The sequence below is a fragment of the Shimia gijangensis genome, assembly GCF_900142085.1.
Taxonomy (GTDB): domain Bacteria; phylum Pseudomonadota; class Alphaproteobacteria; order Rhodobacterales; family Rhodobacteraceae; genus Shimia; species Shimia gijangensis.
In genome coordinates this window covers 52,085-77,730 of the sequence record NZ_FQZQ01000008.1, presented here as the reverse complement: position 1 = coordinate 77,730, position 25,646 = coordinate 52,085, and the positions used below count along the sequence as shown (strand labels likewise).

The 25,646-nt window shown below is 54.4% G+C and carries 23 protein-coding genes; 5 read left to right on the top strand and 18 right to left on the bottom strand.

The window, feature by feature from the left end; translation table 11 throughout:
- The gene (locus tag BUC32_RS08830) at positions 1-588 is read right to left on the bottom strand and encodes a riboflavin synthase (protein WP_073251710.1); all 588 of its coding nucleotides are present in this window, start codon (positions 586-588) and stop codon (positions 1-3) included.
- A 132-nt stretch (positions 589-720) separates the two neighbouring features.
- On the opposite strand from BUC32_RS08830, the gene BUC32_RS08825 reads away from it, so the two are divergent.
- The 3 genes from BUC32_RS08825 (at position 721) to BUC32_RS08815 (ending at position 5,257) form a co-directional block, all read left to right on the top strand.
- A complete protein-coding gene (locus BUC32_RS08825; RefSeq protein ID WP_073251708.1) occupies positions 721-2,013 on the top strand; it encodes a capsule biosynthesis protein in 1,293 nt (430 codons plus the stop codon).
- Between the two features lie 97 nt (positions 2,014-2,110).
- A complete protein-coding gene (locus BUC32_RS08820) occupies positions 2,111-3,247 on the top strand; it encodes a polysaccharide biosynthesis/export family protein (protein ID WP_245815158.1) in 1,137 nt (378 codons plus the stop codon).
- A complete protein-coding gene (locus tag BUC32_RS08815; RefSeq protein WP_073251705.1) occupies positions 3,248-5,257 on the top strand; it encodes a capsular polysaccharide biosynthesis protein in 2,010 nt (669 codons plus the stop codon). It begins immediately after the preceding gene.
- On the opposite strand, the gene ribD is transcribed toward BUC32_RS08815, so the two are convergent.
- The 17 genes from ribD to BUC32_RS08725 form a co-directional block, all read right to left on the bottom strand.
- On the bottom strand, positions 5,254-6,321 hold the full coding sequence (gene ribD / locus BUC32_RS08810; RefSeq protein WP_073251703.1) for a bifunctional diaminohydroxyphosphoribosylaminopyrimidine deaminase/5-amino-6-(5-phosphoribosylamino)uracil reductase RibD: 1,068 nt from the start codon (positions 6,319-6,321) through the stop codon (positions 5,254-5,256). The genes BUC32_RS08815 and ribD overlap by 4 nt on opposite strands.
- A gap of 20 nt (positions 6,322-6,341) precedes the next feature.
- Positions 6,342-6,809, bottom strand: coding sequence for a transcriptional regulator NrdR (nrdR, locus tag BUC32_RS08805; RefSeq protein ID WP_073251701.1), 468 nt, complete (start codon positions 6,807-6,809; stop codon positions 6,342-6,344).
- Between the two features lie 222 nt (positions 6,810-7,031).
- Positions 7,032-7,451, bottom strand: coding sequence for a secondary thiamine-phosphate synthase enzyme YjbQ (locus BUC32_RS08800; protein ID WP_073251838.1), 420 nt, complete (start codon positions 7,449-7,451; stop codon positions 7,032-7,034).
- 69 nt (positions 7,452-7,520) lie between these two features.
- On the bottom strand, positions 7,521-8,384 hold the full coding sequence (locus BUC32_RS08795; protein ID WP_245815156.1) for a haloalkane dehalogenase: 864 nt from the start codon (positions 8,382-8,384) through the stop codon (positions 7,521-7,523).
- A gap of 60 nt (positions 8,385-8,444) precedes the next feature.
- Positions 8,445-8,651, bottom strand: a complete 207-nt coding sequence (locus BUC32_RS20400; protein WP_139280686.1) for a hypothetical protein — start codon at positions 8,649-8,651, stop codon at positions 8,445-8,447.
- A 298-nt stretch (positions 8,652-8,949) separates the two neighbouring features.
- Positions 8,950-10,005 carry an Ldh family oxidoreductase gene (locus BUC32_RS08785; protein ID WP_073251695.1) on the bottom strand — a complete coding sequence of 352 codons (1,056 nt, stop codon included), beginning with the start codon at positions 10,003-10,005 and terminating at the stop codon, positions 8,950-8,952.
- Positions 10,006-10,096: 91 nt separating this feature from the next.
- Positions 10,097-10,390, bottom strand: coding sequence for an HlyU family transcriptional regulator (locus tag BUC32_RS08780; RefSeq protein ID WP_073251693.1), 294 nt, complete (start codon positions 10,388-10,390; stop codon positions 10,097-10,099).
- 99 nt (positions 10,391-10,489) lie between these two features.
- Positions 10,490-12,472 carry an RNA polymerase sigma factor RpoD gene (gene rpoD, locus BUC32_RS08775; protein WP_073251691.1) on the bottom strand — a complete coding sequence of 661 codons (1,983 nt, stop codon included), beginning with the start codon at positions 12,470-12,472 and terminating at the stop codon, positions 10,490-10,492.
- A 126-nt stretch (positions 12,473-12,598) separates the two neighbouring features.
- Positions 12,599-14,536 carry a DNA primase gene (gene dnaG / locus BUC32_RS08770; protein ID WP_073251688.1) on the bottom strand — a complete coding sequence of 646 codons (1,938 nt, stop codon included), beginning with the start codon at positions 14,534-14,536 and terminating at the stop codon, positions 12,599-12,601.
- A 36-nt stretch (positions 14,537-14,572) separates the two neighbouring features.
- Complete coding sequence (locus tag BUC32_RS08765; protein ID WP_073251687.1) at positions 14,573-14,881, bottom strand: hypothetical protein; 309 nt, start codon at positions 14,879-14,881, stop codon at positions 14,573-14,575.
- Between the two features lie 43 nt (positions 14,882-14,924).
- On the bottom strand, positions 14,925-15,476 hold the full coding sequence (locus tag BUC32_RS08760; protein WP_073251685.1) for a sarcosine oxidase subunit gamma: 552 nt from the start codon (positions 15,474-15,476) through the stop codon (positions 14,925-14,927).
- Positions 15,469-18,402, bottom strand: coding sequence for a sarcosine oxidase subunit alpha family protein (locus BUC32_RS08755; protein WP_073251684.1), 2,934 nt, complete (start codon positions 18,400-18,402; stop codon positions 15,469-15,471). The genes BUC32_RS08760 and BUC32_RS08755 overlap by 8 nt, the downstream gene beginning before the upstream one ends.
- The gene (locus BUC32_RS08750) at positions 18,399-18,671 is read right to left on the bottom strand and encodes a sarcosine oxidase subunit delta (RefSeq protein WP_073251682.1); all 273 of its coding nucleotides are present in this window, start codon (positions 18,669-18,671) and stop codon (positions 18,399-18,401) included. The genes BUC32_RS08755 and BUC32_RS08750 overlap by 4 nt, the downstream gene beginning before the upstream one ends.
- A gap of 12 nt (positions 18,672-18,683) precedes the next feature.
- A complete protein-coding gene (locus BUC32_RS08745; protein ID WP_073251680.1) occupies positions 18,684-19,940 on the bottom strand; it encodes a sarcosine oxidase subunit beta family protein in 1,257 nt (418 codons plus the stop codon).
- Between the two features lie 181 nt (positions 19,941-20,121).
- A complete protein-coding gene (locus tag BUC32_RS08735; RefSeq protein WP_073251836.1) occupies positions 20,122-21,030 on the bottom strand; it encodes a hypothetical protein in 909 nt (302 codons plus the stop codon).
- Positions 21,031-21,131: 101 nt separating this feature from the next.
- Positions 21,132-21,722, bottom strand: coding sequence for a DUF6151 family protein (locus BUC32_RS20800; RefSeq protein WP_073251677.1), 591 nt, complete (start codon positions 21,720-21,722; stop codon positions 21,132-21,134).
- A gap of 3 nt (positions 21,723-21,725) precedes the next feature.
- Positions 21,726-23,156, bottom strand: a complete 1,431-nt coding sequence (locus BUC32_RS08725; RefSeq protein WP_073251675.1) for a Glu/Leu/Phe/Val family dehydrogenase — start codon at positions 23,154-23,156, stop codon at positions 21,726-21,728.
- A gap of 314 nt (positions 23,157-23,470) precedes the next feature.
- Here BUC32_RS08725 and BUC32_RS08720 point away from each other — a divergent pair, with 314 nt between their 5' ends.
- Positions 23,471-25,111 carry a pilus assembly protein TadG-related protein gene (locus BUC32_RS08720; RefSeq protein WP_083599285.1) on the top strand — a complete coding sequence of 547 codons (1,641 nt, stop codon included), beginning with the start codon at positions 23,471-23,473 and terminating at the stop codon, positions 25,109-25,111.
- Positions 25,108-25,644, top strand: a complete 537-nt coding sequence (locus tag BUC32_RS08715; RefSeq protein ID WP_073251674.1) for a TadE/TadG family type IV pilus assembly protein — start codon at positions 25,108-25,110, stop codon at positions 25,642-25,644. Before BUC32_RS08720 ends, BUC32_RS08715 begins: the two co-directional genes overlap by 4 nt.
- Positions 25,645-25,646 lie beyond the last annotated feature (2 nt).

Here is a 25,646-nt window from a genome sequence, read left to right as displayed (position 1 = left end):
TCAGCTCATTTCAGCAAGCCGGGCCACGTAGCGCGCCAGTGTATCAATCTCAAGGTTTACGCGCCGACCGACGGCCGCGTCGCCCCAGTTGGTAACCTCTTTGGTATGGGGGATGAAATTGATGCCAAAATCACACCCATCGACCTCATTCACTGTCAATGACGTGCCATTCAGCGCGACTGAGCCTTTGGGGGCAATAAACCGGGCCAGCTCTTTGGGCGCGCGCAGAGTCACGCGCGTTGAATCACCCTCGTCCTGCATTGCGACTATCTCGGCCACACCATCGACATGGCCGGACACAATATGACCGCCCAGTTCATCACCGACTTTCAGGGCTCTCTCCAGATTGACGCGTTTGCCAACTTCCCATTCGCCAATGTTCGTCTTTGAAACGGTTTCGGCGCTGATTTCGACATCGTACCAGTCCGATCCCAATTCAATCACCGTCAAGCACACACCGTCGCTGGCAATAGACGCCCCAAGGTCAATCCCGGAAGTGTCGTAAGATGTGCCAATACGCGCGCGTAGATCACCACGTTTTTCCAGTTCCTGCACAGTGCCAATGTCGGTAATAATGCCTGTGAACATGGGAGTATCCTTGGTCTGACTAGGGGTTTTCAAGACCTAACCTGCCATGACTGCGCGCGCAAGTCGCCTTACTTTCGCCAAATGACACGACTAGCGTTGACATAAGCACTTGTGCGTTAAAGACAGGGCATCATGGTCATTTCGAGTGGCAATAACCGGGTTTTCCTATTCTTGCAGGGTCCTCATGGGCCCTTCTTCAACGCGCTTGGCAAGATGCTGCGTCGTTCGGGATCTATCGTCTGGAGGGTTGGCTTCAATGCGGGCGACGAAGCCTTCTGGTGGGATCGCGACCGCTACATTCCCTTTCACGGCACTTTGGACAACTGGCCCGACGTTTTCGATCAAATCTGTCAAAACAAAGGTGTTACCGACATTGTTCTTTATGGCGATGTACGCCACGCTCACGCCGCTGCTGTCAAACGAGCTCAGGCTGCAGGTCTTCGGGTACATGTCTTTGAGGAAGGCTATCTGCGCCCGTTTTGGGTCACTTATGAACGGGGTGGATCAAACGGACACTCACGCCTCATGAGCCTTAAAATCGCCGATATGGAAAGGGCCCTTGAGGGCACGGATATGGACACGCCCATGCCACCGGCGCATTGGGGGGACATGCGCCATCATGTGTTTTACGGCGCGCTCTATCATTGGTTTGTCATGTTTCGAAACGGCAAATACAAAAACTTCACCCCCCACAGATCCTTGCCGGTCACACGCGAATTTCAACTTTATCTGAAACGCCTTGTTCTGATGCCAGTTCAGGCAATCGAGCGCCGCATTTCAACACTGCGTATCCGTTATGGCGGGTTTCCCTATCATCTGGCGCTTTTGCAGCTTGAACACGACAGCTCCTTTCAAGAGCATTCACCTTTTTCTACCATGACCGAGTTTCTGGATTTGGTGATTGCTCAATTCACCAAAGGTGCTCCGTCCCATCACCACCTTGTCTTCAAAGCTCATCCACTCGAAGACGGGCGGGTCCCGGTGCGTCAGGAAATACGTCGCTTGGCGGTGGAACACGGTATTTCAGATCGCGTTCACTATGTGCGGGGCGGCAAGCTGGCCCAACTTCTGAACGAAGCACGCAGCGCTGTCACGGTGAACTCAACGGCAGCTCAGCAGGCCCTGTGGCGTGGCATTCCGCTTAAGATTTTTGGCAAAGCCGTTTATGAACAATCGGAATTTGTCAGCGGTCAGCCGCTGGCAGAGTTTTTTGCAAGCGCCACCCGCCCAGACAATCGCGCCTACAAAACCTATCGACGATATCTGCTTGAAACCAGCCAGGTTGGCGGTGGTTTTTATTCGGCGCGTGGCCGTCGTCAATTGCTGCGACATGTGGTTGATATGATGCTGTCCGCAGAGGATCCTTATGAAGCGCTTCGCTCAGGGACAGCGGCCCCAAGGCAACAGTTGCGTGTTGTGAAGTAATAAACACAAGGTCTAGCGCTGGATTTTCGTTTCGGATTCCGGTAGTTTAACAAAAAAAGACTGAGGCAGAATAATAATAGGTCGAGGAGACCGAGCAGTGAAACCCGTAGAAAAACGCTGGGTGAAGTGCGTCGCAATTGTTGTGGCGCTGACCGTCGTTTCGTCCTGTAGCCTGATTCCACGTGCAGGTCCGAACAAAAAAGAAATCTATGCTGGGTCTGTGCAACAAGAAGGCGATGCTTTTGTTGTGGCCGTAAACGACCGCGTGACGCGCGCCACCGCCGTTGTGCCTGCGTTGGGATTCACCGGTCAGTTTCAGAACGCCGGTGTGATAGGCTCAGACACCATTCGACCGGGTGATGTCCTGTCCCTGACAATCTGGGAAAACGTGGACAAACCGCTTTTGGGACCCGAAGGTCAAGTTGCAGCCGTCCTAGAAGAAGTTCAGGTTGACGGCGCGGGCTTTGTCTTTGTTCCTTACGCCGGCCGCATCCGGGCCGCGGGCAATACGCCCGAGTCCATTCGCCGGATCATCAGTACAAAACTCGAAGAACAAACCCCGGACCCTCAGGTTGAAGTCCGCAGGGTTGCAGGAGATGGCTCCACTGTTTCGCTGGTTGGGTCCATCGGGGCTCAGGGTGTTTACCCTATTGAACGCCCGACACGCACGTTGACCGCCATGCTGGCTAACGCCGGTGGGGTGACGATCACGCCCGAGATCGCTCAGGTTACAGTTCTACGCGGCAATATGCGCGGCCAAATCTGGTTACAGGACCTTTATGAAAATCCACAGCTGGACATCGCGTTGCGTGGTGGAGATCGCATTCTGGTCGAGGAAGACACCCGCGCCTTCACTGCTCTTGGCGCAACGGGTACTCAGAGCCGTGTCAACTTTGAAACCAAAGATATGTCCGCGCTTGAAGCCATTGCACAAGTTGGTGGTATTAACGCCAACCAAGGCGACCCCACAGGCGTCTTCATTTTCCGTAACGAAGCCGAAGCGGTTTCTGAACAGGTATTGGGGCGTCAGGAACTGGAAGGCTCTCAGCGCATGGTCTATGTGCTTGATCTGACCCAACCCAACGGCATGTTTGTGGCCCGTGACTTTGTGATTCGTGATGGCGACACGCTGTATGTGACCGAAGCACCGATCACCACATGGGACAAAACTATTGCCTCAATTACCGGCACACTTACATCGGCTGACACGATCGGTTCATTGGGTGGTCTATAATTGACGCAGACGTCTTTCGATAACAAAGCCGCCGAAGGGACCTCTCTCCGGCGGCTTTTCGCTTTCAATGGCGGCTTTTTCACGCAATCGCGGGTGAAACGTATTTTGCGTCTATCTGGCTTGCAGGTGACCTTCGGCAAACCCTCAGAGGAGGATTTGGTCGCGGTCTGGGGGCAAAGCCCAACATCTTCGCGCGGCGAAGCGGTCTCAGACTTCACAGGCGCCGGTATTGTTTATGTAGAAGACGCGGCTTTGCGATCTGTCCTGCCGGGTCGCGCGGGTAGCGAACCCCCATTGGGATTGGTGATTGATCATCAATCTCCGCATTTTGACCCCTCAGTTCCTTCTGATCTGGAAGACCTCCTGACCAAACATCCGCTGGATGACAGCGCATTGTTAAACCGCGCCCGCGCAGCCATGGAGCGTTTGAAAGAGGCCCATCTGTCAAAATACTCTGGCAATGATCCGTCCCTGCCCTCGCCTGATCCCGGCTATGTTCTGGTCATCGACCAGACCCGCGGCGATGCTTCGGTCACGGCCAGCAAAGCCGACCGGGCCGAGTTTGTTGAAATGCTGGTGATGGCGCAGGAAGAGCACCCTGGTTGCCGAGTGATCATCAAAACCCATCCCGAGACAGCACAGGGTCAACGACAGGGATACTTCGGACCCAAAGATGAAACCGATCGCGTTAAGCTTTGTAGCGATCCACACTCACCCTGGATTTTGTTCGAAGGTGCGGTTGGCGTCTACACAGTTTCTTCACAAATGGGTTTTGAGGCCATTTTTGCGGGCCACAAACCGCGTGTCTTTGGTCAGCCGTTTTATGCAGGCTGGGGTCTTACCAATGACGAAAGACCAGTGCCACGCCGCCAACGTATCCTGACGCGTGCCCAGCTGTTTGCAGCTGCCATGATCCTTTACCCGCGCTGGTATGATCCATTTCGCGATAAACTTTGTACGTTAGAGCAGGCGATTGACACATTAGAGGCTGCCACGCGGGTCTGGCGCGATGACCGTCAGGGGTGGAATGGCCATGCCATGAGTCTTTGGAAGCGGGCCCATTTACAGAAAATGTTTGGCACATTTCGCCCCATGAAGTTCGGCAAATCCGATCCAACCCGGCGCCATATGGTTTGGGGGCTGAACGATGCGCCCGACACCGCAGTACGAGTTGAAGACGGGTTCCTTCGCTCGCGTGGTCTCGGCGCCGAATTGGTGCCACCCTTGTCTTTGGTGCTGGATGATCTTGGCATCTACTACGACCCGTCACTACCCAGCCGACTGGAGCAATTCATCAGTCAGCGCGCCGATCTCAGACCGGATCAAGCCTTGCGGGTAGAAAAACTGATGATGGCCCTGCGCAAACAAGGGGTAAGCAAATACAACCTTGGAGGGGACCTGCCCGAGTTACCACAGGGCCGGCGTATTCTGGTGCCTGGTCAGGTCGAAGATGATGCCTCAATCCAGCGAGGCGCAGGAGAAACCAATACCAATGCCGCCCTGTTAAAACAGGTGCGGACGGAAAATCCTGACGCTGTGGTGATTTACAAACCGCACCCTGATGTGGTGGCAGATTTGCGCATTGGTGCAGTCAAAAACCCGGAACAATGGGCCGATGTGGTGATAGATCACGCCGATATGGCTGCATTGCTGGAACAGATTGATGAGGTCTGGACAATGACCTCGGGCACTGGTTTCGAAGCCCTTCTTCGCGGCACGAAAGTCGTCACTATGGGCGCACCCTTCTATGCGGGTTGGGGGCTGACTGATGACCGCGGACAGACACCTGATCGACGCACTGCGACGCCATCGCTTGAGGGTCTCGTACATGCTGTTTTGATCGACTATCCACGCTATTTTGACCCAGTGACCAGTCTGCCCTGCCCTGCTGAGGTGGCCATCGAACGCCTAGCGTGTGCAGACATCCCGCATCCCGGCCGGGTCAACCGCATGCTGTCAAAACTTCAAGGTGTGTTCGCCAGCTATAGCGCGCTTTGGCGTCGCGGTTAACGCCGCCAAACCGTCATCAGATCGGCGCCGACCTTTTGGCTTTCGGCCAGACGATATCGAGGTGCATTGCTTAGTTTTTCAATCCCCATGGGCCCAATTGCCGCAAACCCCTCGGCCCCAAGCGCGAGCCCGGCGTGAAAGGTAACCAACTCATCTACCAAATCGGCGACAAGCAAGGACGCCGCCAACGCGCCGCCGCCTTCACAAAAGACGCGGGTCATGCCTTGCCCGCCCAAAGCCTGCAGCACAGACGCAGGTGACAGATGCGCACCCTGCAAATCACAAGGCAACATGACAGCCCCCAGATCGCGCCATGTATCTATCAACAACGAATCCGCGTCGCGGCCATGTGCGATCCAGACGGGCACATCCCGCGCCGTTCGCGCCAGATTCCCCAAAAGCGGAATATCTAACCGGCGTGACACAACAACCCTGACCGGTTGATGATCCACACCCAATTCGCGCACGGTCAATGACGGATCATCAACCCGCGCTGTACCGCCGCCAACCATCACCGCATCATGGCTCGCGCGCATTGCATGCACCAACCGCCGCGACTGGGGGCCCGTGATCCACTGGCTTTCCCCTGTTGCCGTGGCAATGCGCCCATCAAGGCTCTCAGCGAGCTTTAATGTCAAAAATGGTCGCCCCAGATCGGTCTTTAGGAAAAAGCCTTGCAAATCGTGGGCGGCTTCATCTGCCATCACCCCGATTTCAATCTCAATTCCGGCGCCCCGCAAGAGCGCCAGACCTTTGCCTGCTACACGGCTATCACTGTCTTCGACGGCCACAACAACTCGCACGATACCGGCTGCGACCAAAGCTTCGGCGCAAGGAGGCGTTTGCCCATGATGCGCACAAGGTTCAAGCGTCACATAAGCCGTTGCTCCACGTGCAAGATCGCCGGCCTGCTTCAGGGCCTCGGTTTCCGCATGCGGACGGCCTCCGGGCTGGGTCCAGCCTCGCCCCACAATGCGACCATCACGCACAAGAACGCAGCCCACCGCAGGGTTGGGCCACGTGTTGCCTTGCCCCCGACGACCAAGCGTCAGGGCCAGCGCCATATAGCGTCTGTCAGACAGGGTTACTCTTCCGGCGGCGTATCAGGACGCAGCTCAGAGACAAATTTGTCAAAGTCATCTGCTGCCTGGAAGTTCTTGTAAACACTGGCAAACCGCACATAGGCCACAGTGTCGATCCGGGCCAGCGCCTCCATCACGATCTCACCGATCGTTTTTGATGGAATATCGGTCTCGCCCATACTCTCAAGCCGCCGCACAATACCCGAAATCATCTGATCGATGCGCTCTGGGTCTACCGGTCGTTTCTGCATTGAAATACGAATTGAGCGCTCCAGTTTGTCACGATCAAAGTCTTCCCGACGGCCATTGGTTTTCACAACCACCAGATCGCGCAGTTGCACGCGTTCATAGGTGGTGAACCGTCCACCGCACGCCGGACAAAACCGGCGCCTCCGGATCGAAACATGATCCTCGGCTGGACGTGAATCTTTGACTTGAGTGTCGATATTTCCGCAAAACGGGCAGCGCATAGGCCTTCCCCTTCAGTTTTGTCTCTGCCTCTGGCAGTTGGGTGCAATCCCAACTTATCCACAGGCACTATAGGTCAGCCGCTAGGGTTTGGGTAGGGGGCAATTTCAACCGCAACATGATGAATTTTCGCCGTCACGGGGAATTATTTTTTTCATTCCCCCTGTTGCAAACCGGTTTTTATCCCCATCTAGGGTCTAAGAAGTTCCTCCAAGACTTCCTATTCATGCAAGAATATGCGCCGCCACGCTCCGCGTGTGCGGCGTATTTCTATGCTCGAACAGGTAAATCCCCTGCCATGTGCCCAACACCGCGTTGCCTGCCGAAATCGGAATCGACAAAGACACCGGCATCATCGCCGCCTTGATATGGGCCGGCATGTCGTCGGGACCCTCATAAGTATGGGTCAGGTAAGACATCGATGGGTCCGTGCTCGGAGGCACCAATCGGTGAAAAAAATTTTGCAGATCAGTTTGGACTTCCGGGTCCGCATTTTCCTGGATCAACAAGCTGCAGGATGTGTGCCGTACAAACAAGGTCAATAGCCCAGTATCCACTTCGCAGTCTTCCACCCACGCGACAACACCCCGTGTAAACTCATAAAGCCCCTGTCCATGGGTCTGGAGTGAAAATTCTCGCTGCATCATCAACCCGGCTTTTACTTTTTCAGAATTACTCTGGGGTGAGCGCTAAAAACGCGAGGGGCAACGCCCCTATATCCCATTAATCGTGATCCATTCCGCAACGGCGCGCCCAATCTCAGGGCCGCTGTCTTCCTGAATGAAATGACTGCCTGCGACCGTGACTTCACTTTGATTCGGCCAACCTCGGCATATCTCGCGCACAGCCCCTACCAGAATAGCCCCTGGTTCAGCGTTGACAAACAATTTAGGCATCTCACTAACTGCAAGCCATTCACTATAGGCCCGCACGATTTCGGTTACATCTACAGGGTCATTACCAACCGGGATTTGACGAGGCCAGGTCAAGGTCGGCCAACGATCCTCTCGGTTCAGAAACGGACGGCGATATTCATCCATTTCCTCCGGGGTCAGATCACGCAAAATCGACCCCGGCAAAACACGCTCGATGAACATGTTTTTATCCAGGATCATGTCTTCACCCGCTTCGGTACGAAAGGCCTGAAACACTGGTGCGGCTCGGGGATTGAATTGATCCCAGCCTGCCAGCGGTGTCACGATCCCCTCCATATAGGCGATACCTGACACGGACCCTCGATGTCGATTGGCCCAATCGAACCCCAAGGCCGATCCCCAGTCATGGATGATAAAAAGCACGTCTTCACGCAAGTCCAGAGCTTTAAAGAAACCATCCAGATAAGCTCGGTGCGTTTGAAACGTATAAGTGTCTTGTTCTGCATCTGGCAATTTGGCGCTGTCGCCCATACCGATCAGGTCAGGCGCGATACATCGTCCAAGATGCGCCAATTCTGGCATCACGTTGCGCCACAGATAGGAGGACGTAGGATTGCCGTGCAGAAACACAATCGGCCGCCCGGATCCGATCTCGACATAGGCCATTTTCTGACCATTCACGTCAACGAATTGCTTTTCCACAAACATCTCCTCCGGTTCGTGCCCCCCTGTCAAATCTGCTGAGCTTCTAACAAACGTTGTTTAGAACAGGATATTTCGACCGCAAAACCCACGCGCATGGCTGACCGTCAGATTGTAGCCGACCTTAGTGATGGACACTGAATAATTCCCCCCATCACCGGGTCGATTGGCGGCATCCAGAATTTCCTGAGTTGGAGCAATCGTGAAACCAACGCCAAAAGAGTTCGCTTGTGTTTTGGCCGGGCCAGTTGGTGTCAGAATATACATCCGCGTATTCCCGCGCGCTCGTAAAGGACCGGCCGCGAATTTCCCGGCCTCGCACCAAAATCTCTGATTGCCGGAACCAGCTCCTTCAATGACTTCGAAGTTTCCCTTTCCCGGCAGCAAGTTCACGCGCCAGGGAACAATCCCAAATGCAATGGCCGTCGTGGCAATCATAGTCGTTGCAACAAAAGCGGGGATAAAACGACGTAAGAACATGGGACCTCTGTTAGCTGGACTACCAATAATCTAATGTGCGTTCAACGGCTTGTTCAATAGCAGTTCGGTAAAAGTGCTTGCGCCATCACTCCATCGGCAAAGAGACGCCGGCCTCGCGTGCAAGCTCAAGTATTTCCAACCAGGTCGCGACAGGTAGTTCAATTGGTTGGTCCTGATTGCGATCACGTGCGGCACGCTCCCGTTCTCCCGGCACCTCAACGCGATCAAAACCCTGTGCCGGAGGGCAGTGGCGCAACTCGGCTAAAATGCTTTCGGCAGTTTTCTGCATTGCAGACGCTTCGCGGTAAAGACCACAGTCCACCGCGATCATCAGCCAGTTGCATTCGGTTGTGACCGGGCCGAGCATCGCCTCTGCAATCATCTCAGCAGCCACTGCCATAGCATAACCTTTGGGCCCGCCTGCCGTCAGAATAGCGCCCCCATCAAAATAGTCGTCCGGGTTGTTGGTCGGTGCCCCTTCTTTGTCGATCAGAACGCCATCCGGCAGCGACGCTCCGGCAATTTGCGCGCCGTAAACCCACCCTGCCGCAGCGGCAGACGTGGCAAAGTCCATCACAACCGGACCGTGATCACCGCCGGGAATACCAATTGCATAAGGGTTGGTCGACATCAGGGGTTTGGCTCCACCGTAGGGGGCCACCAATCTCCAGTTCTCGCGCCCACCTCCGCCGATAATGATCAACAACATGCCCTGATCTGCCGCCTCCTCGGCAAATCGCCCAAGCCTGCCGGTGTGCCCAACATCATGCAGCGCAATCGCCGCAATCCCAGTGTCCTTCGCCCGCGCCACAACATTCTTTACAGCTATGGACATGGCGGGAATTCCGATGCTGCCGCCTCCATCCACCAACCAGGCACCCTTGTCATTTTGATAGAGACGCGCCTGCGTGTTGGCGCGCAAATAGCCGGTTTCGTAATATTTCGCATATTGGTGGATACGCCACACGCCATGGGATTCAACACCACTGAACTCTGAATCCATCAAATGATCGGCCACGTCTTTGCAAACTTCCGGGGCGCATCCGTGATGGGCCATTAGCCCGGTGATGATCTTATGCGCATCCCGTGCTGACACCGAAACCCGGCGTGTGTCAGGGCTATATTTACTTGGATTAGCCATTTCGTCCTCCTACCTAACGCGAAGAAGGCATTTGGCTCGCTGGTAGGGCTGGCCTGTTTACGACACCGATCGGAAAATTAGGCATGTTCCGTCAGGCATTTGGCCCGTCAAAAAGTCGCTCACCGCGCTCGTCAATGACTTGCTTGGCCTTAGTCAACGAAATCTCGGCGGCCATGTCGGAGTTGTTCAGCGTATCTGCCCGCACAAGTTGTTGGGTGCGTCGTTCACCGTCGACTTCTTTTTCGATCCGCGCCGCAATCCGAAAAATGGAGCCTTCATTTATGGGCTCTGCGTAGATTGAAAAGCCGTTGTATTCGACCGGTTCGGCCTTGGGCGCAGGCGTGCTTTCACCACTTCCACCGAAGAGTTTTTTAAGAAATGACATGGGGGCCTCCTGACTTGAATTCTTCCTGCATCATATTCGCGCATTCAAAATCGGGTGCAGGCATTACAAAGAAAACGGCGCCCGAAGGCGCCGCTCTAATCACTGATCCAGGAAGCTGCGCAGTTTTCGCGACCGGCTGGGGTGTTTCAGTTTCCGCAAGGCTTTCGCTTCAATCTGACGAATGCGTTCGCGGGTCACGCTGAACTGTTGGCCAACTTCCTCCAGCGTATGGTCGGTGTTCATACCGATACCAAACCGCATTCGCAAAACCCGTTCTTCGCGTGGAGTAAGCGACGCCAGAACCCGCGTGGTGGTTTCCTTGAGGTTTTCCTGAATGGCGCTGTCCAATGGCAAAACGGCATTCTTGTCCTCGATGAAATCACCCAGTTGGCTGTCTTCTTCGTCGCCAATCGGGGTTTCGAGGCTGATTGGCTCTTTGGCAATTTTCATCACCTTGCGCACTTTCTCAAGCGGCATTTGCAGTTTCTCGGCCAGCTCTTCCGGCGTCGGCTCGCGGCCAATCTCGTGCAGCATCTGACGACCGGTGCGAACCAGTTTGTTGATCGTTTCAATCATGTGAACCGGAATACGGATGGTGCGGGCCTGATCGGCAATCGAACGGGTGATTGCCTGACGGATCCACCAAGTCGCATAGGTCGAGAATTTGTACCCGCGACGGTATTCGAACTTGTCCACCGCCTTCATCAGGCCAATGTTACCTTCCTGAATAAGATCAAGGAATTGCAGCCCACGGTTGGTGTATTTTTTGGCAATCGAAATCACCAGACGCAGGTTGGCTTCGACCATTTCTTTCTTGGCTTGACGCGCCTCTTTTTCACCTTTTTGAACTTGCTGCACAATCCGGCGAAATTCAGAAACATCCAGACCCACATAAGTACCGACCTGAGCCATGTCAGCGCGCAGTTCCAGCACTTTGTCTTTTGAGCGTTCCATAAACATCTGCCAGCCACGGCCTGTCTTTTGGCTCATGTCCTCGAGCCAAGTCGGGTCCAGCTCGCGACCGCGGTAGGCTTCAATGAATTCGCGGCGGTTGATCCGGGCTTGGTCGGCAAGCTTGACCATCGCGCCATCGATCTGCATCACGCGGCGATTGATGCCGTAGAGCTGGTCAATCAATGCTTCGATGCGGTTGTTGTGCAGGTGCAGTTCATTTACCAAAAGAACGATCTCGGCGCGCAGTTTTTGATACTTGTCCTCAGCTTTTTTCGAGAACGTATCATCTTCATTCAAGGTCGCGCTGATCCGGGCGTCCTGCATTTCCGACAACAAGGCAAAATCACGCGCAATCAGGTCCAGAGTTTCGAGAACCCGTGGCTTCAGTGCCGCTTCCATTGCCGCGAGCGACATGTTGGCCTGTTCGTCTTCGTCGTCGTCGTCGTCCTTGGCAATCGGGTTGCCATCGGCGTCCAGCTCGGGGCTGTCTTCGCCTTCTTTCTTGGGAGCGGCATTGACGTTCGAGGTATCAACTACGGGTTCTTCTTCCTCTTCTCCCATCTGATTGCCAAATGTGGTCTCAAGGTCGATCACATCGCGCAACAGAATGTCTTCAGACAAAAGTTCGTCGCGCCAGATGGTGATCGCCTGAAATGTCAGCGGGCTTTCGCAAAGCCCGGCAATCATCGTGTTACGGCCAGCTTCGATACGCTTGGCGATGGCGATTTCGCCCTCGCGACTCAACAGTTCAACTGAGCCCATTTCGCGCAGGTACATGCGCACCGGATCATCTGTGCGGTCCAGCTTTTCAGCGGTGCCAGAGCCCAGAGTGACCTCACGGTTGGCCGACGATGTGTCGACCACTGCGGTAGATTTTTGATCTTCTTCTTCGGCTTCTTCATCTTCAATGATGTTGATGCCCATTTCCGACAGCATCGACATCACGTCTTCAATCTGTTCGGAACTCACCTGATCGGGGGGCAAAACCTGATTCAGCTGATCATAGGTGATGTAGCCCTTCTCCCGAGCCTCAGCGATCATCTTTTTGACGGCTGTCTGGCTCATATCCAGCGAGGATTCGGCCTCTTGGTCAGTGGACTTACGGTCGTCGGTATCTTTGGCGGCCATGCGGTGCTCCTGCAAAAAGGGCTCGTGGGTGATTCGCTAAAACGAATCAATCGTTAGATTGAGTGATTCGCAACCCGTTTACCCTGATTCCTTTACCTGCTCCTCAACGGAAAGCCCAGCAAACGCCTAGCTGGATTTCTTCGGAGAGCCAATTCGTTCCATCAATGCGTCCAGTGCGGCACGCTCTTCTTTGTCGATCGGTGCCCCGTTTGGGCCAACGTCAAAATCTCCGCTGTCTTCTTGCCTGCTTTGCAAAGCGCGGTTACGGGCTTGGGCCGCCTGCCCAAGTCTCCAGGTGACAGCTTCGTCTGCAACCCCTCGCAAGTCTTCTTCTGCTTCGGCAATCTCGACCGTTAGCCCGTGTTCGGTTGTGAGTTTGGCCAGCTCTTCGCTCAGGGTCAGGCGTGCCATTTCCACATCACCAGGGCGACGCACGGCGGGCGCAATCGCCACATGGGGGTGGCGCAGCAGCTTTTCAACAGCCTCAGGCCCCAAAGCTTGTTCTATCGCGGCGCGCGGATCGGGACTGTTGGCATAACGCAACAAAGCATCTCGCAGGCGTGCGTTTTCCGGATCCTGACACTCCAACCGCTCAATCTCATGTTCAAAATCGTCGAGAACCTCGGGAGTGCAAAGTGCAACCGCCAGAATAACCGCTTCACGCAGGCGCTGCTCAACGGCCCCATGAGATGCTGCCAACATCGAGGCGCGCGTGTCGGTCTGCACCTTGGGTTGGGCGTTCCATTTGCCTTTGCCGCGAAATCCCCCTCCACCTCGCTGGGGCCGAAACAATTGCCACCGCATGTCTTTGATCGCGTCGCCATAGTGCCGGCGAATGGACGGGTCGCGGATTAGCATGATCTTTTCGCGCAGCGCCTTGTCCAACGCCGCTTTGCGTTCAGGGCTGTCGAAAATCTTGCCCTCAATTTCGCGTTGCCAAAGCAAGTCCACCATAGGGATTGCGGCTTCAAGCACCTTTTGAACGGCTCTTGCCCCTTTGGCACGGATCACATCGTCCGGGTCCTGCCCTTCGGGCATCAAGGCAAAGCGAAGAGATTTTCCGGCTTCAAGAAGAGGAAGCGCCAGATCAATCAACCGCATAGCGGCGCGCAGACCCGCCTTGTCGCCATCCAGCGCAATCACCGGTTCGGGCGCGATGCGCCACAAAAGCTCCAGCTGGTTTTCGGTAATCGCTGTACCCAAAGGCGCGACGGACGCGCCAAATCCCGCTTCGCCAAGGGCAATCACGTCCATGTAACCTTCGGCGACCAGCAATTGCTGACCTCTACCAGCCGCCTCGCGGGCGGGGGCGTGATTGTATAGGCTGCGACCCTTGTCGAACAATTCCGTCTCAGGGCTGTTCAGATATTTGGCGTTGTCATTTGGGTCCATCGCGCGGCCGCCAAAAGCGATACAGCGCCCTCGGGCGTCGCGGATCGGGAACATTATGCGGTTGCGGAACGTGTCATAAGGTTTGCCGCCTTTGGTCGACGGTTTCGCCAATCCGCAGCCTATAATCAGATCAGCCTCAACGCCCTTTGCCGTCAGGTGATCCCACAGCGCCTGCCATCCATCGGGTGCAAAGCCAACTTCCCAGCGGTCCCGGGCGGCTTCACCCAGCCCGCGACCATCTAAATAGTCCCGCGCCGTCGTTCCAGCGCCGGTTTTCAACTGCAGACGGAAAAACTGGGCCGCTTGTTCCATAACCTCAACCAACAGCGTACGTCGGTCGGACTTTTCCTGCGCTCGGGGATCACGCGCTGGCATCTGCATTCCGGCTTCATCAGCAAGAATACGGATTGCCTCCATGAAACCGACATTTTCGGTTTCCTGCACAAAGGAAATTGCATCCCCTTTAGCGTGACACCCAAAACAATAATAGAAACCCTTGCGGTCATCGACGTGAAAGGATGCAGTTTTTTCCTGATGAAATGGGCACGGAGACCACATGTCGCCCTTGCCTTGATTGGATTTGCGTGCATCCCACATGACTTTACGCCCCACCACCTGTGTCAGGCTGGTGCGGGTGCGCAATTCATCCAGAAATCCGGGTGGCAGGCTCATCGATCAAATATGGGCGCAAGAGGCGCCTCTTTCCAGTTATTGTGCAACGCAGGAGCTATAGTAGGACTCACCCGGGCCGACCTCTTGCTTCAGTTCTTTGCGCTTCAGCGTGTAAATCCAGTCCACAATCGCCGGAACAGCCCCGATATATGCTTCCGCAACGGCTTCATCTTCGCCAGAGGTCATGATCTCAAGTGTCTTTTTCTGGCTGTTGCGTTCGATGCGCAATTCTGTTGCGCGGGTCACAATATCAGCCTGCAACTGGCACTCTTCAGCTTTGTCCGCAAAAACGGGCGACGATAAAACAACAAGGCTCAGGCAAGAAGCGATGGTAAGATTACGCATTGGATACACCTTTTGGCAGCAACAGGCAGACCCTCTATAGATGTCAGCCCGCGTGCCTTGCCGCAACCCCCCGCATGGCAGTTTCCAGATCATGCACAAGGGTTTTGGCCATGGATCGGAAGGCCATTATCAAAAAACTGCTGTCCCCCGTGCGGGTGACTGAGATCATCATGTGCTGCAATTGGGTGCGCGCCGTGTGTCCACGTTTAAAAGCTGCCTGCCGCAGATCAACCGGCACCAAACGGGCCAGCACATCTTCGGCTCTGCCTCCTTCAAGCCGCACCAAAACCCAGGCATCAGATTGATCCGTCACCGCAGCATGCACGCAAAGCGAAGAGGCCGGATCCGGCCCGATGAGCATTGCCTGACCTTGTCCAAACCAGATCGCACGCGCCCCTTCTTTGCCCGTGGCCCGGTTGATCCCGGGAAACGCCATTCCATGTGCTTCTTTCAGCGCAGCCGACAAAGCCTTGTCCTGACCTTTGTATGGGGAGACTGAGGTCAGCACGGTCATGTCAATCTCACTCAGCGAAACGCCACCATGCTCAACCGGAAGCAGCCCGTCACAGGGCGATTTTGCCATCAAATCAACCACGAACACGTCCTCCTTCAGGATCAATAAATACCGGATCACAGACCACACATTGGGTTGTGATGCCACGCAAGTGATCCACCATCTGGATCTCTTCACCATGGCGAGCACGCCCGTTTCTCAAAAACCCAAGCCCAAGATAGGTTTCTAGCGTGGGCGAAAACCCGACTGACGTGGTATAGCCCTGCTCGTTCACACGAACCGGATCAGCGCCCTTCTCAAACAGATGCGCCCCGGCGGTCAGTTGTTTCACCACCCCAATGGGTTTGAGACCGACAAGTTGCTCGCGTGTGTCGCCCACTAAGCCGGGACGCTCACTCATTGTTTTACCGATACAGTCTTTCTTGGCGCTGACCATACGAGCGAAGCCAATGTCGAACGCATTGGTGCGGCCATGGATTTCTGAATGGGTGATGTGGCCTTTCTCGATACGCAGCACATTCAGCGCCTCCATGCCGTAGGCACCACCGCCCATAGACTCGGCGCGCGAGACCAGCAATCGGAACAGGCTGTCACCATAGCGTGACGGCACCGCAACCTCATAAGCATGTTCTCCCGAGAAAGAGATGCGGAACAAGCGGCCCTTCACACCTTGGATCAAGGCCTCACCGCAGGCCATGAATGGCCAGCTGTCACTGTTGATCTCTTCTGCCAATAATCCGTTCAGCAATTCACGCGATTTTGGCCCGGCAACAGCAAACTGGGCCCATTGCTCTGTGACCGAAATCATCGAGACATCCAGATCAGGCCGCAAGCACTGGTGCACATACTCAAGGTGGCGCATCACGGGGCCTGCCGCTGCAGTGGTGGTGGTCATCACATAGTGATTTTCCCCCATCCGTGCCGTGGTTCCGTCATCCATCACCGTACCATCTTCGCGCAACATCAGCCCATAACGGGTACGCCCCACTTTGAGCGTTGAGAACATGTTGGTGTAGACGAAATCCAGAAATTCTCCCACATCCGGGCCCTGCAAGTCGATCTTGCCAAGGGTTGACACGTCACACACGCCTACCGCATTGCGCACATTGTTAACTTCACGGTCACAGGATTGTCGCCATGTCTTTTCACCCGGTGCGGGGAAGAAACTGGGGCGATACCACATGCCCACTTCGACCATGGGCGCGCCAGCTTCAACACTCGCCTTATGACTGGTGGTGAACCGTTGTGGCGCAAACCCGATGCCCTGCGATCCCGCACCCATCGCTGCAATGGAAACTGGCACATAAGGCGGGCGAAAAGTGGTTGTCCCGGTTTCAGGAATACCGCGACCCGTGGCGTCTGCCAGCACCGCCAGCGCCGCCACATTCGAGTTCTTACCCTGATCTGGCGCCATGCCTTGCGTGGTATAGCGTTTCATATGCTCGACCGAGCGAAAGTTTTCCGCAGCGGCCAGTTTCACGTCCTTGACCGTGACGTCGTTCTGAAAATCAAGCCACGCGCGGCCTTTGCCCTCAACAGCCCAAAGTGGCTTCAAGCGATAAGGCGCATCTTCGGCTTTAGGGACATCTGCTTTTGCCGTTTTGACCCCCAGGTCGCTCAGCGCCTCTTGGGCAGCGGCGATGCCTTGGGTCAACGCGCCATGGGTTGAAAACACGCCGTTACAGGCCCCGGCCGTCAACATGCCCGGGACAGTGCCATCGACCGGAACAAAGGATTGAATACCTTCATTCCAGACAGGTCGCCCATTCATGTGGCAAGTCATATGCACAGATGGATTCCACCCTCCTGACATCGCCAGACAGTCGGTTTGCAGTTTGTCTTCGCGGCCATCGGGATAGCGGAACGTCACAGCCTCAAGCGCCTTGCGACCCTCGCTGTTGCAAATCTCAGCCCCTTTATAAACCTCATAGCCATCGCCGTCAGGTGCATCACGACGGGTGTCGATCACACCGGCCACATGCACGCCAGCCTCCACAAGATCACGCGCTGTACGATGGGCGTCATCATTGTTGGCGAAAACTGTCACCGCCTTGCCCGGCGCCACACCATAGCGATTGAGGTAAGTCCGCACCGCACTTGCGGTCATAATGCCGGGACGATCATTGTTGCGAAATGCCACCGGACGTTCGATCGAACCTGCCGCCAAAACGGACCGCTTGGCGGCGATACGCCAGAAGCATTCCACCGGACGACCACCGCGATCCTCTAAATGGTGCGATACGCGCTCCAAGGCGCCAAATGTGCCCTGGTCATACGCCCCGGTCACGGTGGTGCGTGTCATCAGGCGTACGTTGTCCATCGACGCCAGTTCCGCCACCGTGGAAGCGGCCCAATCCTGGCCCGTCGCGCCGCCAACATCATAGGTTTCACCATTCAGGCGTCCACCCATGATGCTGTCTTCATCACACAGGATCACGTCAGCTCCAGCGCGGCCGGCAGTCAAGGCCGCCATCAAACCGGCAGACCCTGCTCCAATCACCAGAAAATCGCAGAACGCATAGGCCTTTTCATAGCTGTCCGGGTTGTGCTCTCCACTCAACCCACCAATACCAGCCGCGCGCCGGATCACCGGCTCGTACAGCTTTTCCCAAAACGCTTTGGGCCACATGAAGGTCTTGTAATAAAACCCCGCACTCAGGAAAGGCGAAGCCAGATCGTTGAGGCTCAGTACATCGAAATTCAAAGATGGCCAGCGGTTTTGCGAGCGGGTTTCCAGACCGCTGTAAACCTCTTGCATTGTCGCACGCACGTTGGGGTCTTGTCCGGCCCCATTGCCCACTGTGATCAGCGCACCAGCTTCTTCGCTGCCCGCTCCCATCACGCCACGCGGGCGGTGATATTTGAACGAACGCGCAACCAGTTTAACTTCGGCAGCCAAAAGCGCCGATGCTACGGTGTCCCCTGCATAAGCATCCACAGAATGGCCATCAAAGGTGAATGTCAGCGGAGTAGATCGGTCGACCAGACCCTTACCATTGATCCTCATGCCATCGCCTCCTTCACTTTCGAGGCCAGCTCGGTTTTTAAGATTTCATGGGTGACCGTATTTCGGGTCACGACAATCCATGTAGAACATCCACTCTCGTGATACCAAAGATCGCGGGTCACTCCGGCGGGGTTGTCGCGGTTATGCACATAGTCGTCCCAGACCACGTCGCCTGCGTCGGGGTCTGGGCGATCCAGCGCCACGGCATCGCCAACATAATAAAACTCGCGTCGATCCCGTTCGCCGCAATGAGGACATTTAATACGCATTGTGGTTCCTCCTCAGTGCAGGTTGTGTTGAGAGCCCGTGCCCTCTTCGTCAAGAATGTTCACGCCGGTTCGCGTCCGGTCGAGTCGGAATTTGGCCGCAGCCTCGTGATGTGTGTCTGTGGCCATCAGATGCGCCATGCACCAACCTGACGCGGGAACCGCTTTGAAGCCGCCGTAATTCCAGCCGCAATCAATAAATAGCCCATCGACTCCGTCCATCTTGTCAATAAAGGGAGATCCATCAGGCGTCATATCCATGATCCCACCCCAGGAGCGCAGCACCTTAGCTTTGCCGATCATCGGCATCAGGGTCATGCCCGCATCCATCACATGCTCTTTCATCGGCAGATTGCCGCGTTGCGCATATGAGGCATAAAAATCAAGGTCACCACCGAAAACCAGACCACCCTTGTCAGATTGACTGATATAAAAGTGACCCATACCAAAGCTGACAACATGATCGATCACAGGTTTTAGGCCTTCGGTCACAAAGGCCTGCAGCACGTGACTTTCGATCGGCAGACGGCGTCCGGCCATGGCGGCCACCTGCCCCGAACGGCCCGCCACAACGATGCCAACTTTCTTGGCCTTGATGGGGCCACGCGTGGTCTGCACACCTTTGACAACACCGCCTTCGATATCAATGTCGGTGACTTCGCAGTTCTGGATCAGGTCCACACCGCGATCCGACGCGCCGCGTGCATAACCCCATGCCACGGCATCATGACGTGCTGTACCGCCGCGAGGATGATAAAGCCCGCCAAAGATCGGAAACCGGGTTTGTTCAAAGTCCAGATACGGCAGATGTTTGCGCACCCCTTCGCGGTCCAGCAGGATCGCGTCATCGCCTTGATTAACCATCATATTGCCTCGGCGTGCAAAGGCGTCACGCTGACCGTCCGAATGGAAAAGATTGATTAGGCCGCGCTGGGAATGCATGACGTTGTAGTTCAGGTCTTCTTCCAGCCCTTCCCACAGTTTCAGCGAGTGCGAATAGAATTCTGAGTTGCCTTGAAGAAAATAATTGGCCCGAACAATGGTGGTATTGCGTCCAACATTTCCGCCACCAAGATAGCCTTTTTCAACAACCGCAATATTGGTCAAGCCGTGGTTCTTGGCCAGATAATAAGCCGTCGACAAACCATGACCACCACCACCGATAATAATCGCGTCATATTCCGGTTTAGGCTGGGCATCACGCCAATGTGCCCCCCACCCTTTGTTGCCAGACAATCCCTCTTTGATAACTTTCCACCCAGAAAAGCGCATGATTCACTCCCGTCAGATCACCGCCATTGAAACCCGGCTTGATGGCAAAGTGCAATGCGCGAACAGGATCTACTTGGTGTTTTGCGACAGGCGATGCCGAATTTGCTCTAACTTTGGTTGCCTGTCGAAGGATGCTATTGATTTGTTATTCGTGCTCTACGCAATCCTGGAGCAGTCTTAGTCAGAAACGAACTCGGAATATCAAGCCCGCAATCGGAGCCGTCCCATAGGACTGAGTGCTGACGGTCGCACCACTGGTATCTTCCAAAGTTAGCTCCCCATCAAACTCGGCGCCGATATAGGCACCAAAAGACATTCGCGGGTTGGGGTGATAATTAAACGAGAACACCACCGGAAGGCTGGTGTCTTCGCCGATGCCACCCGGGGCAAGTCCCGAATTGTCGAGACGAAACCGGGTTTTCTCAGCACGTGTAGACAGCGAAAAGCTTGTGGCGCGGCTGTGATCGTAAGTCAGGGAAACACCGGGGCCCTGAGAGGCGCCCAGACCGCCGCCTGTGCTCAGGCTCCATTTTTCAGAGATCTCCCAGTTCACCAAAAGCGCCGGGAACAGTTCTATGTCATCCGAACCCAATTCGGTGAAAGCTCCAAAGGCCGGTCCGATCTGAAGGTCGTTTCCCAATTGCCAGGTGACGCCTGCAAACACGCCATAAGTTCGACCGTCCGACGCACTTACACCCTTTTCATAGTCCCACCGGACTTGCGGTGAAAGAAATACCGTCGCCGTATCACTGACCGGGAAACGGATCGGCACCGAGATGCGCACATCACGTATGTCACCCCAAGGCGCGGCGGTGCTTGTGTCAAAATCATAAGACAATTCGCCGTAACTAAGGAATAATCCGTAAGAGACGCCGTCTTCGCTGCGATACAGCTTCCCTGCGCGCAAAAAGCTGCGATTCACCGAAAACTCCCCCCCACCGCTCAGATCTGCGTCTAATTGATAGAGTGCCAAGCCATCAACAACGGTTGCCCATCCGGTACGTTGTTGTTGAGCTTGAACTGTGGTTCCAGCGGTCAACAATAGTGGTATGGCAGCCTGCAACAGCAGCCGTTTGTGGTTTGCAGACATCTCGCCCTCGAATTTTTTTGAGACAGGCTCTATGAAGCCCATTTTCACTTGTACGATGACAACTTATGTTTCCGTCGCACAAAGTCACAAGAAATGTTTTTTTAATCTGGCGTCGCTATGCGACGCTCTTCAAGCGTCAGGATTTTGGGCGTGACAGCCGGCGAACCATCAGGCTGGAAGAACGGCGTCGCCCGATCGCGCCGCAACTTTGCAAAAACAGCACGCGTTAAGAACCGCCAAATCGCTTTCGAAATTCCAAAAGATGTAAGAGCTTCTGGTCCGGGCGCCGCGCATTCCACTGCGTTCATAGCCACCACTGGGCCGATTGCAGCGTCGGACTTCGGGTCCACCATTGCAGAACAAAGCACTCCGACAAACGGCAAAGACGGTTTTGTCAGCGTATTAAACATAGGGGTATCACAGCAATCTGCGTACCAGCGCAGCAACCCTTTTGGAGACAAACGCAAGCACGCCAAATGCTCTTGACCGGTGCGCAGTTCCAACTTTGAAGGCAATGTCTGAAAAAGAAATGTGCCGCCGCGCGCATCCAAAACGTGACGTGCGTCGAGAAACCGGGCGTTTGCCTGGCAGTCCTTACAGTAGCACCCAACCTGAGTTCCTGCCTGCGCCGAAACGTCGTGCAGCACCCCCGTAAGGGTGCCGCATTTGCAAGAAAGAATGACGTCTGTCACCCGTTACAGGCCTTTAGCGCGATAGCTGGCAGCAACCTTTTCAATCGCCACAAGATAGGCCGCAGTGCGCAAGTCTTCCACGTCGGCGCGTTCATGCCAGACATCTCGCATCGACTGATAAGCAATACGCATTGTGTCATCGAGACCCGAGCGAACCAGTTCCAACTCGTCCGCACCGCGCAGGTATTTCTTTTTGAAATCCGGTGACATGGTCCATGCATCACCGAGGTATCGATCAAGACGTTCGAGTTCATCCACAACCAATTGGTGACGTGCTTCTTCCTGGCGGCGTTGCATCCGACCAAAGCGAATATGGCTCAGGTTTTTGACCCATTCAAAATACGACACCGTCACACCACCAGCGTTGGCGTACATGTCCGGAATAATGACTGTGCCTTTTTCGCGCAGTATGTCATCTGCCCCTGCCGTAATTGGTCCATTGGCAGCTTCAATGATCAAAGGCGCTTTGATCTTGTCCGCATTGGTCAGGTTGATCACAGCTTCAAGTGCTGCAGGAATAAGAATGTCGCACTCTTCTTCAAGAACAGCACCACCATCAGAGGTGTGAACCGCGTCAGGAAAGCCGGTGACACCACCGTTCTTGACGATCCACGCGCGCACAGCATCCACGTCGAGGCCTTTTTCGTTGAAAAGCGCCCCATCCCATTCGATGATGCCTGTGATGATCGCTCCATCTTCCTGGCTTAGGAATTTGGCAGCGTGATAGCCTACATTGCCCAAGCCCTGTACAATCACACGTTTGCCATCCAGCGATCCAGTCAGACCAGCCTTTGCCATATCGCGCTCGTCTCGGAAGAATTCGCGCAGCGCATATTGCACCCCACGCCCGGTCGCTTCGACCCGCCCCGAGATGCCACCCGCATTCAGCGGCTTTCCAGTGACGCAGGCGGTGGCGTTGATATCTGTGGTGTTCATTCGGGCGTATTGGTCCGCAATCCAGGCCATCTCGCGCTCGCCGGTCCCCATGTCTGGCGCCGGAACGTTTTGCGAAGGGTGAATCAGGTCGCGTTTGGCCAACTCATAGGTAAACCGCCGCGTGATCCTCTCAAGCTCATGTTCATCATATTGGCGCGGGTCAATGCGCAACCCACCTTTTGAGCCACCAAAGGGCGCTTCAACCAAGGCACATTTATAGGTCATCAGGGCAGCCAGCGCCTCAACCTCATCCTGATTGACCCCCATCGCAAAGCGAATGCCACCCTTGACCGGCTCTTTGTGTTCCGAGTGGACAGAACGATAGCCCGTGAACGTTTGCATTTGCCCACGCAATCGCACGCCAAAGCGTACGGTATAGGTCGCATTACAAACGCGAATTTTTTCTTCGAGCCCTGGCGGCAAGTCCATCAAAGCGACCGCACGGTTGAACATCAGATCAACACTTTCACGAAAACTCGGCTCTTTAGGGATGTTCATTTTGTTCCTCTCAATGGATCAATTGCGACTCATCATGTTTGCACAATTATTAGGCACACTATGACGGGTTTTCTTTAACTGGCGAGTAATTTTTTGCCCGCACGGCTTCCCTTTTTACTGATTTTCCAATTTGTAAACAGTTCCGTTCTGCACAACCTTATTGTTCACAAGTCACTGTTAATTATCCAAAAACCCCCCACTTCAGGACATTTTCCGCCCTAGTTTCGCCGTATTTCAGAGTCATAAAGATCGTGGCGCAGTGGGTTTGGCAAAAGCATTTCCCAAAGTCGCTTTGAGCTAAAAGGTGAAAAAAAATGCCTCTGTTTAGAAAAGACCTGACAGGAAAAATGCAGCAATCCTTGCGAGCATATCGTCGCGGTTGGTTGCGGAATTTCGCGAGTGACGAAAGCGGCGCCATTGTCGGTTTCGCGGTCTTCCTGTTCCTAATCATTGTTATGATCGGTGGCATCGGCATCGACATCATGCGTTCCGAAATGAAACGCACCCGTTTGCAGCACACAATTGACCGTTCCATTTTGGCAGCGGCTGATTTGGAACAGGAGCGCGCGCCCCGGGATGTCGTACAAGACTACTTCAACAAATCACAAATGGAAGAGTACCTTGCTTCTGTTGAAATTGAAGACGGCATCAACATGAGGCGTGTACAAGCCAGCGCTTCTCGCCCGGTTTCAACTAATTTCATGAAAATGTTTGGCATTGACACCCTGTCAGTATCAGCCAGCGGCATCGCGGAAGAAAGCATTGGTGCTGTGGAGATCTCCCTCATTTTGGATATTTCTGGGTCGATGGGATCATATGGCCGCTTGGGTCACCTTAAGACAGCGGCCAATCAGTTTGTTTCTGACGTGCTTAGCGAGGCTGATTTAGGATCGGTGTCTATTTCGATCATTCCTTACGCTACTCAGGTGAACGCAGGAGAAGAACTGCTGGACCAGTACAACATTTCAACGGAACACAATTACTCTCATTGTGTTGATTTTGTTGCAGATCAGTTCAGCAAATCGGATATCGACCTGACAGATCCACTAGATAGAACCGGGCATTTTGATCCTTGGTCGTATAGCGAAGGCACTATCTCAAGTCCGGTATGCCCAGTGCGTGCAAGCAGTGCGATCCTGCCATTTCAGAACAACATTAGTACCCTGCAAGCTTACATCAATGGTATGAGCGCCGGAGGCAACACTTCCATTGATATGGGTATGAAGTGGGGCGTCGCGTTACTTGATCCGAGCAGCCGTATTGCGATTGGCGGATTGATAGACCAGGGATTGGTCAGCGGAGATTTCAGCAATAGGCCCGTCGAGTACAGCAATACTGACGTACTCAAGATCGCTATTGTGATGTCCGATGGCTACAACACGGATCAATATATGCTGAATCCATCGTTGCGCGAAGGCAACTCAGACGTCTGGTACAACGCCGAAGAAGGCAAGTATTCCGTCTACCATTCAAATGGTACGCCTATGTACTATTGGCCCCACGACGACTCATGGAATGACCATCCCTATGGGAATGGAACACATCAGGCTTGCAGCACTGATAGTAACGGAATTGAAAACTGTGCAACACAAACTGAAGATGGAACAGCAGTTCGACTAACCTATCCAGAGCTTTTCAATCAAGTCTCGCTGAAGTGGAACGCAGAATACAATTACGAGTTCACCTCCAGCGCGTGGGCCGACTGGGTAACGTCGGCTTTCTCAAAACTCGAAACCGCAGCAAAGAACCAGTTTACAAATCACATTTGCGACGCAGCAAAAGACGAAGGAATATTTGTCTATTCTATCGGTTTTGAGGCTCCGAGACAGGGGAAAAGGGTTCTGGAAAGATGTGCCAGCACGCCGAACCATTTCTTTGAGGCGGATGGCGCTGAAATTGGGGATGCGTTTGACGCAATCTCTGTATCCATCAGACAATTGAAGCTGACACAATGAAAACAACGATCAAACATTGGCTGAAAAGCCTTCGTAAATCCGAGACAGGAAATGCCACGATTGAGTTTGTGATCCTTTTCCCGGTTTTCATTTTCATTATGTTATCTTCGATCGAGCTTGGCGTGTTCACAATTAAATCAGCATTGGTAGAGCGCGCTTTGGATGTCGTAGTCCGAGACGTACGTCTGTCAACGGGTAACTCTCCGACACACGAAGAACTCAAAACCATGATCTGCGATGAAACCGGTGCAATCCCAGGCTGCCAAAACAACATCGCAATCGAGCTTTACAACATCGACCCTCGGGCTTGGTACGATATTGCAGAAACGACGACATGTACCAACCGTGCCGAAGAAGTTGATCCCGTTACAACGTTCCACAATGGTATGGATAACGATCTGATGGTTGTACGGATTTGCGCTAAGTATGAAACTTTGTTCGAAAATATTGGAATGAGCTCGTTGATGCAGCGTGACAGTTCCGGCGACGTTGCGATCGTTGCAATTTCTGCATTTGTACAGGAGCCCTCGTAGTT

Excerpts from the sequence above, each read along its gene's own strand:
- BUC32_RS08830 (WP_073251710.1), bottom strand. The coding sequence starts at position 588 with ATGTTCACAGGCATTATTACCGACATTGGCACTGTGCAGGAACTGGAA.
- BUC32_RS08825 (WP_073251708.1), top strand. The coding sequence starts at position 721 with ATGGTCATTTCGAGTGGCAATAACCGGGTTTTCCTATTCTTGCAGGGT.
- ribD (WP_073251703.1), bottom strand. The coding sequence starts at position 6,321 with ATGGCGCTGGCCCTGACGCTTGGTCGTCGGGGGCAAGGCAACACGTGG.
- nrdR (WP_073251701.1), bottom strand. The coding sequence starts at position 6,809 with ATGCGCTGCCCGTTTTGCGGAAATATCGACACTCAAGTCAAAGATTCA.
- BUC32_RS08800 (WP_073251838.1), bottom strand. The coding sequence starts at position 7,451 with ATGCAGCGAGAATTTTCACTCCAGACCCATGGACAGGGGCTTTATGAG.
- BUC32_RS20400 (WP_139280686.1), bottom strand. The coding sequence starts at position 8,651 with ATGTATATTCTGACACCAACTGGCCCGGCCAAAACACAAGCGAACTCT.
- BUC32_RS08785 (WP_073251695.1), bottom strand. The coding sequence starts at position 10,005 with ATGGCTAATCCAAGTAAATATAGCCCTGACACACGCCGGGTTTCGGTG.
- BUC32_RS08780 (WP_073251693.1), bottom strand. The coding sequence starts at position 10,390 with ATGTCATTTCTTAAAAAACTCTTCGGTGGAAGTGGTGAAAGCACGCCT.
- rpoD (WP_073251691.1), bottom strand. The coding sequence starts at position 12,472 with ATGGCCGCCAAAGATACCGACGACCGTAAGTCCACTGACCAAGAGGCC.
- dnaG (WP_073251688.1), bottom strand. The coding sequence starts at position 14,536 with ATGAGCCTGCCACCCGGATTTCTGGATGAATTGCGCACCCGCACCAGC.
- BUC32_RS08765 (WP_073251687.1), bottom strand. The coding sequence starts at position 14,881 with ATGCGTAATCTTACCATCGCTTCTTGCCTGAGCCTTGTTGTTTTATCG.
- BUC32_RS08755 (WP_073251684.1), bottom strand. The coding sequence starts at position 18,402 with ATGAGGATCAATGGTAAGGGTCTGGTCGACCGATCTACTCCGCTGACA.
- BUC32_RS08750 (WP_073251682.1), bottom strand. The coding sequence starts at position 18,671 with ATGCGTATTAAATGTCCTCATTGCGGCGAACGGGATCGACGCGAGTTT.
- BUC32_RS08745 (WP_073251680.1), bottom strand. The coding sequence starts at position 19,940 with ATGCGCTTTTCTGGGTGGAAAGTTATCAAAGAGGGATTGTCTGGCAAC.
- BUC32_RS08735 (WP_073251836.1), bottom strand. The coding sequence starts at position 21,030 with ATGTCTGCAAACCACAAACGGCTGCTGTTGCAGGCTGCCATACCACTA.
- BUC32_RS08725 (WP_073251675.1), bottom strand. The coding sequence starts at position 23,156 with ATGAACATCCCTAAAGAGCCGAGTTTTCGTGAAAGTGTTGATCTGATG.
- BUC32_RS08720 (WP_083599285.1), top strand. The coding sequence starts at position 23,471 with ATGCCTCTGTTTAGAAAAGACCTGACAGGAAAAATGCAGCAATCCTTG.
- BUC32_RS08715 (WP_073251674.1), top strand. The coding sequence starts at position 25,108 with ATGAAAACAACGATCAAACATTGGCTGAAAAGCCTTCGTAAATCCGAG.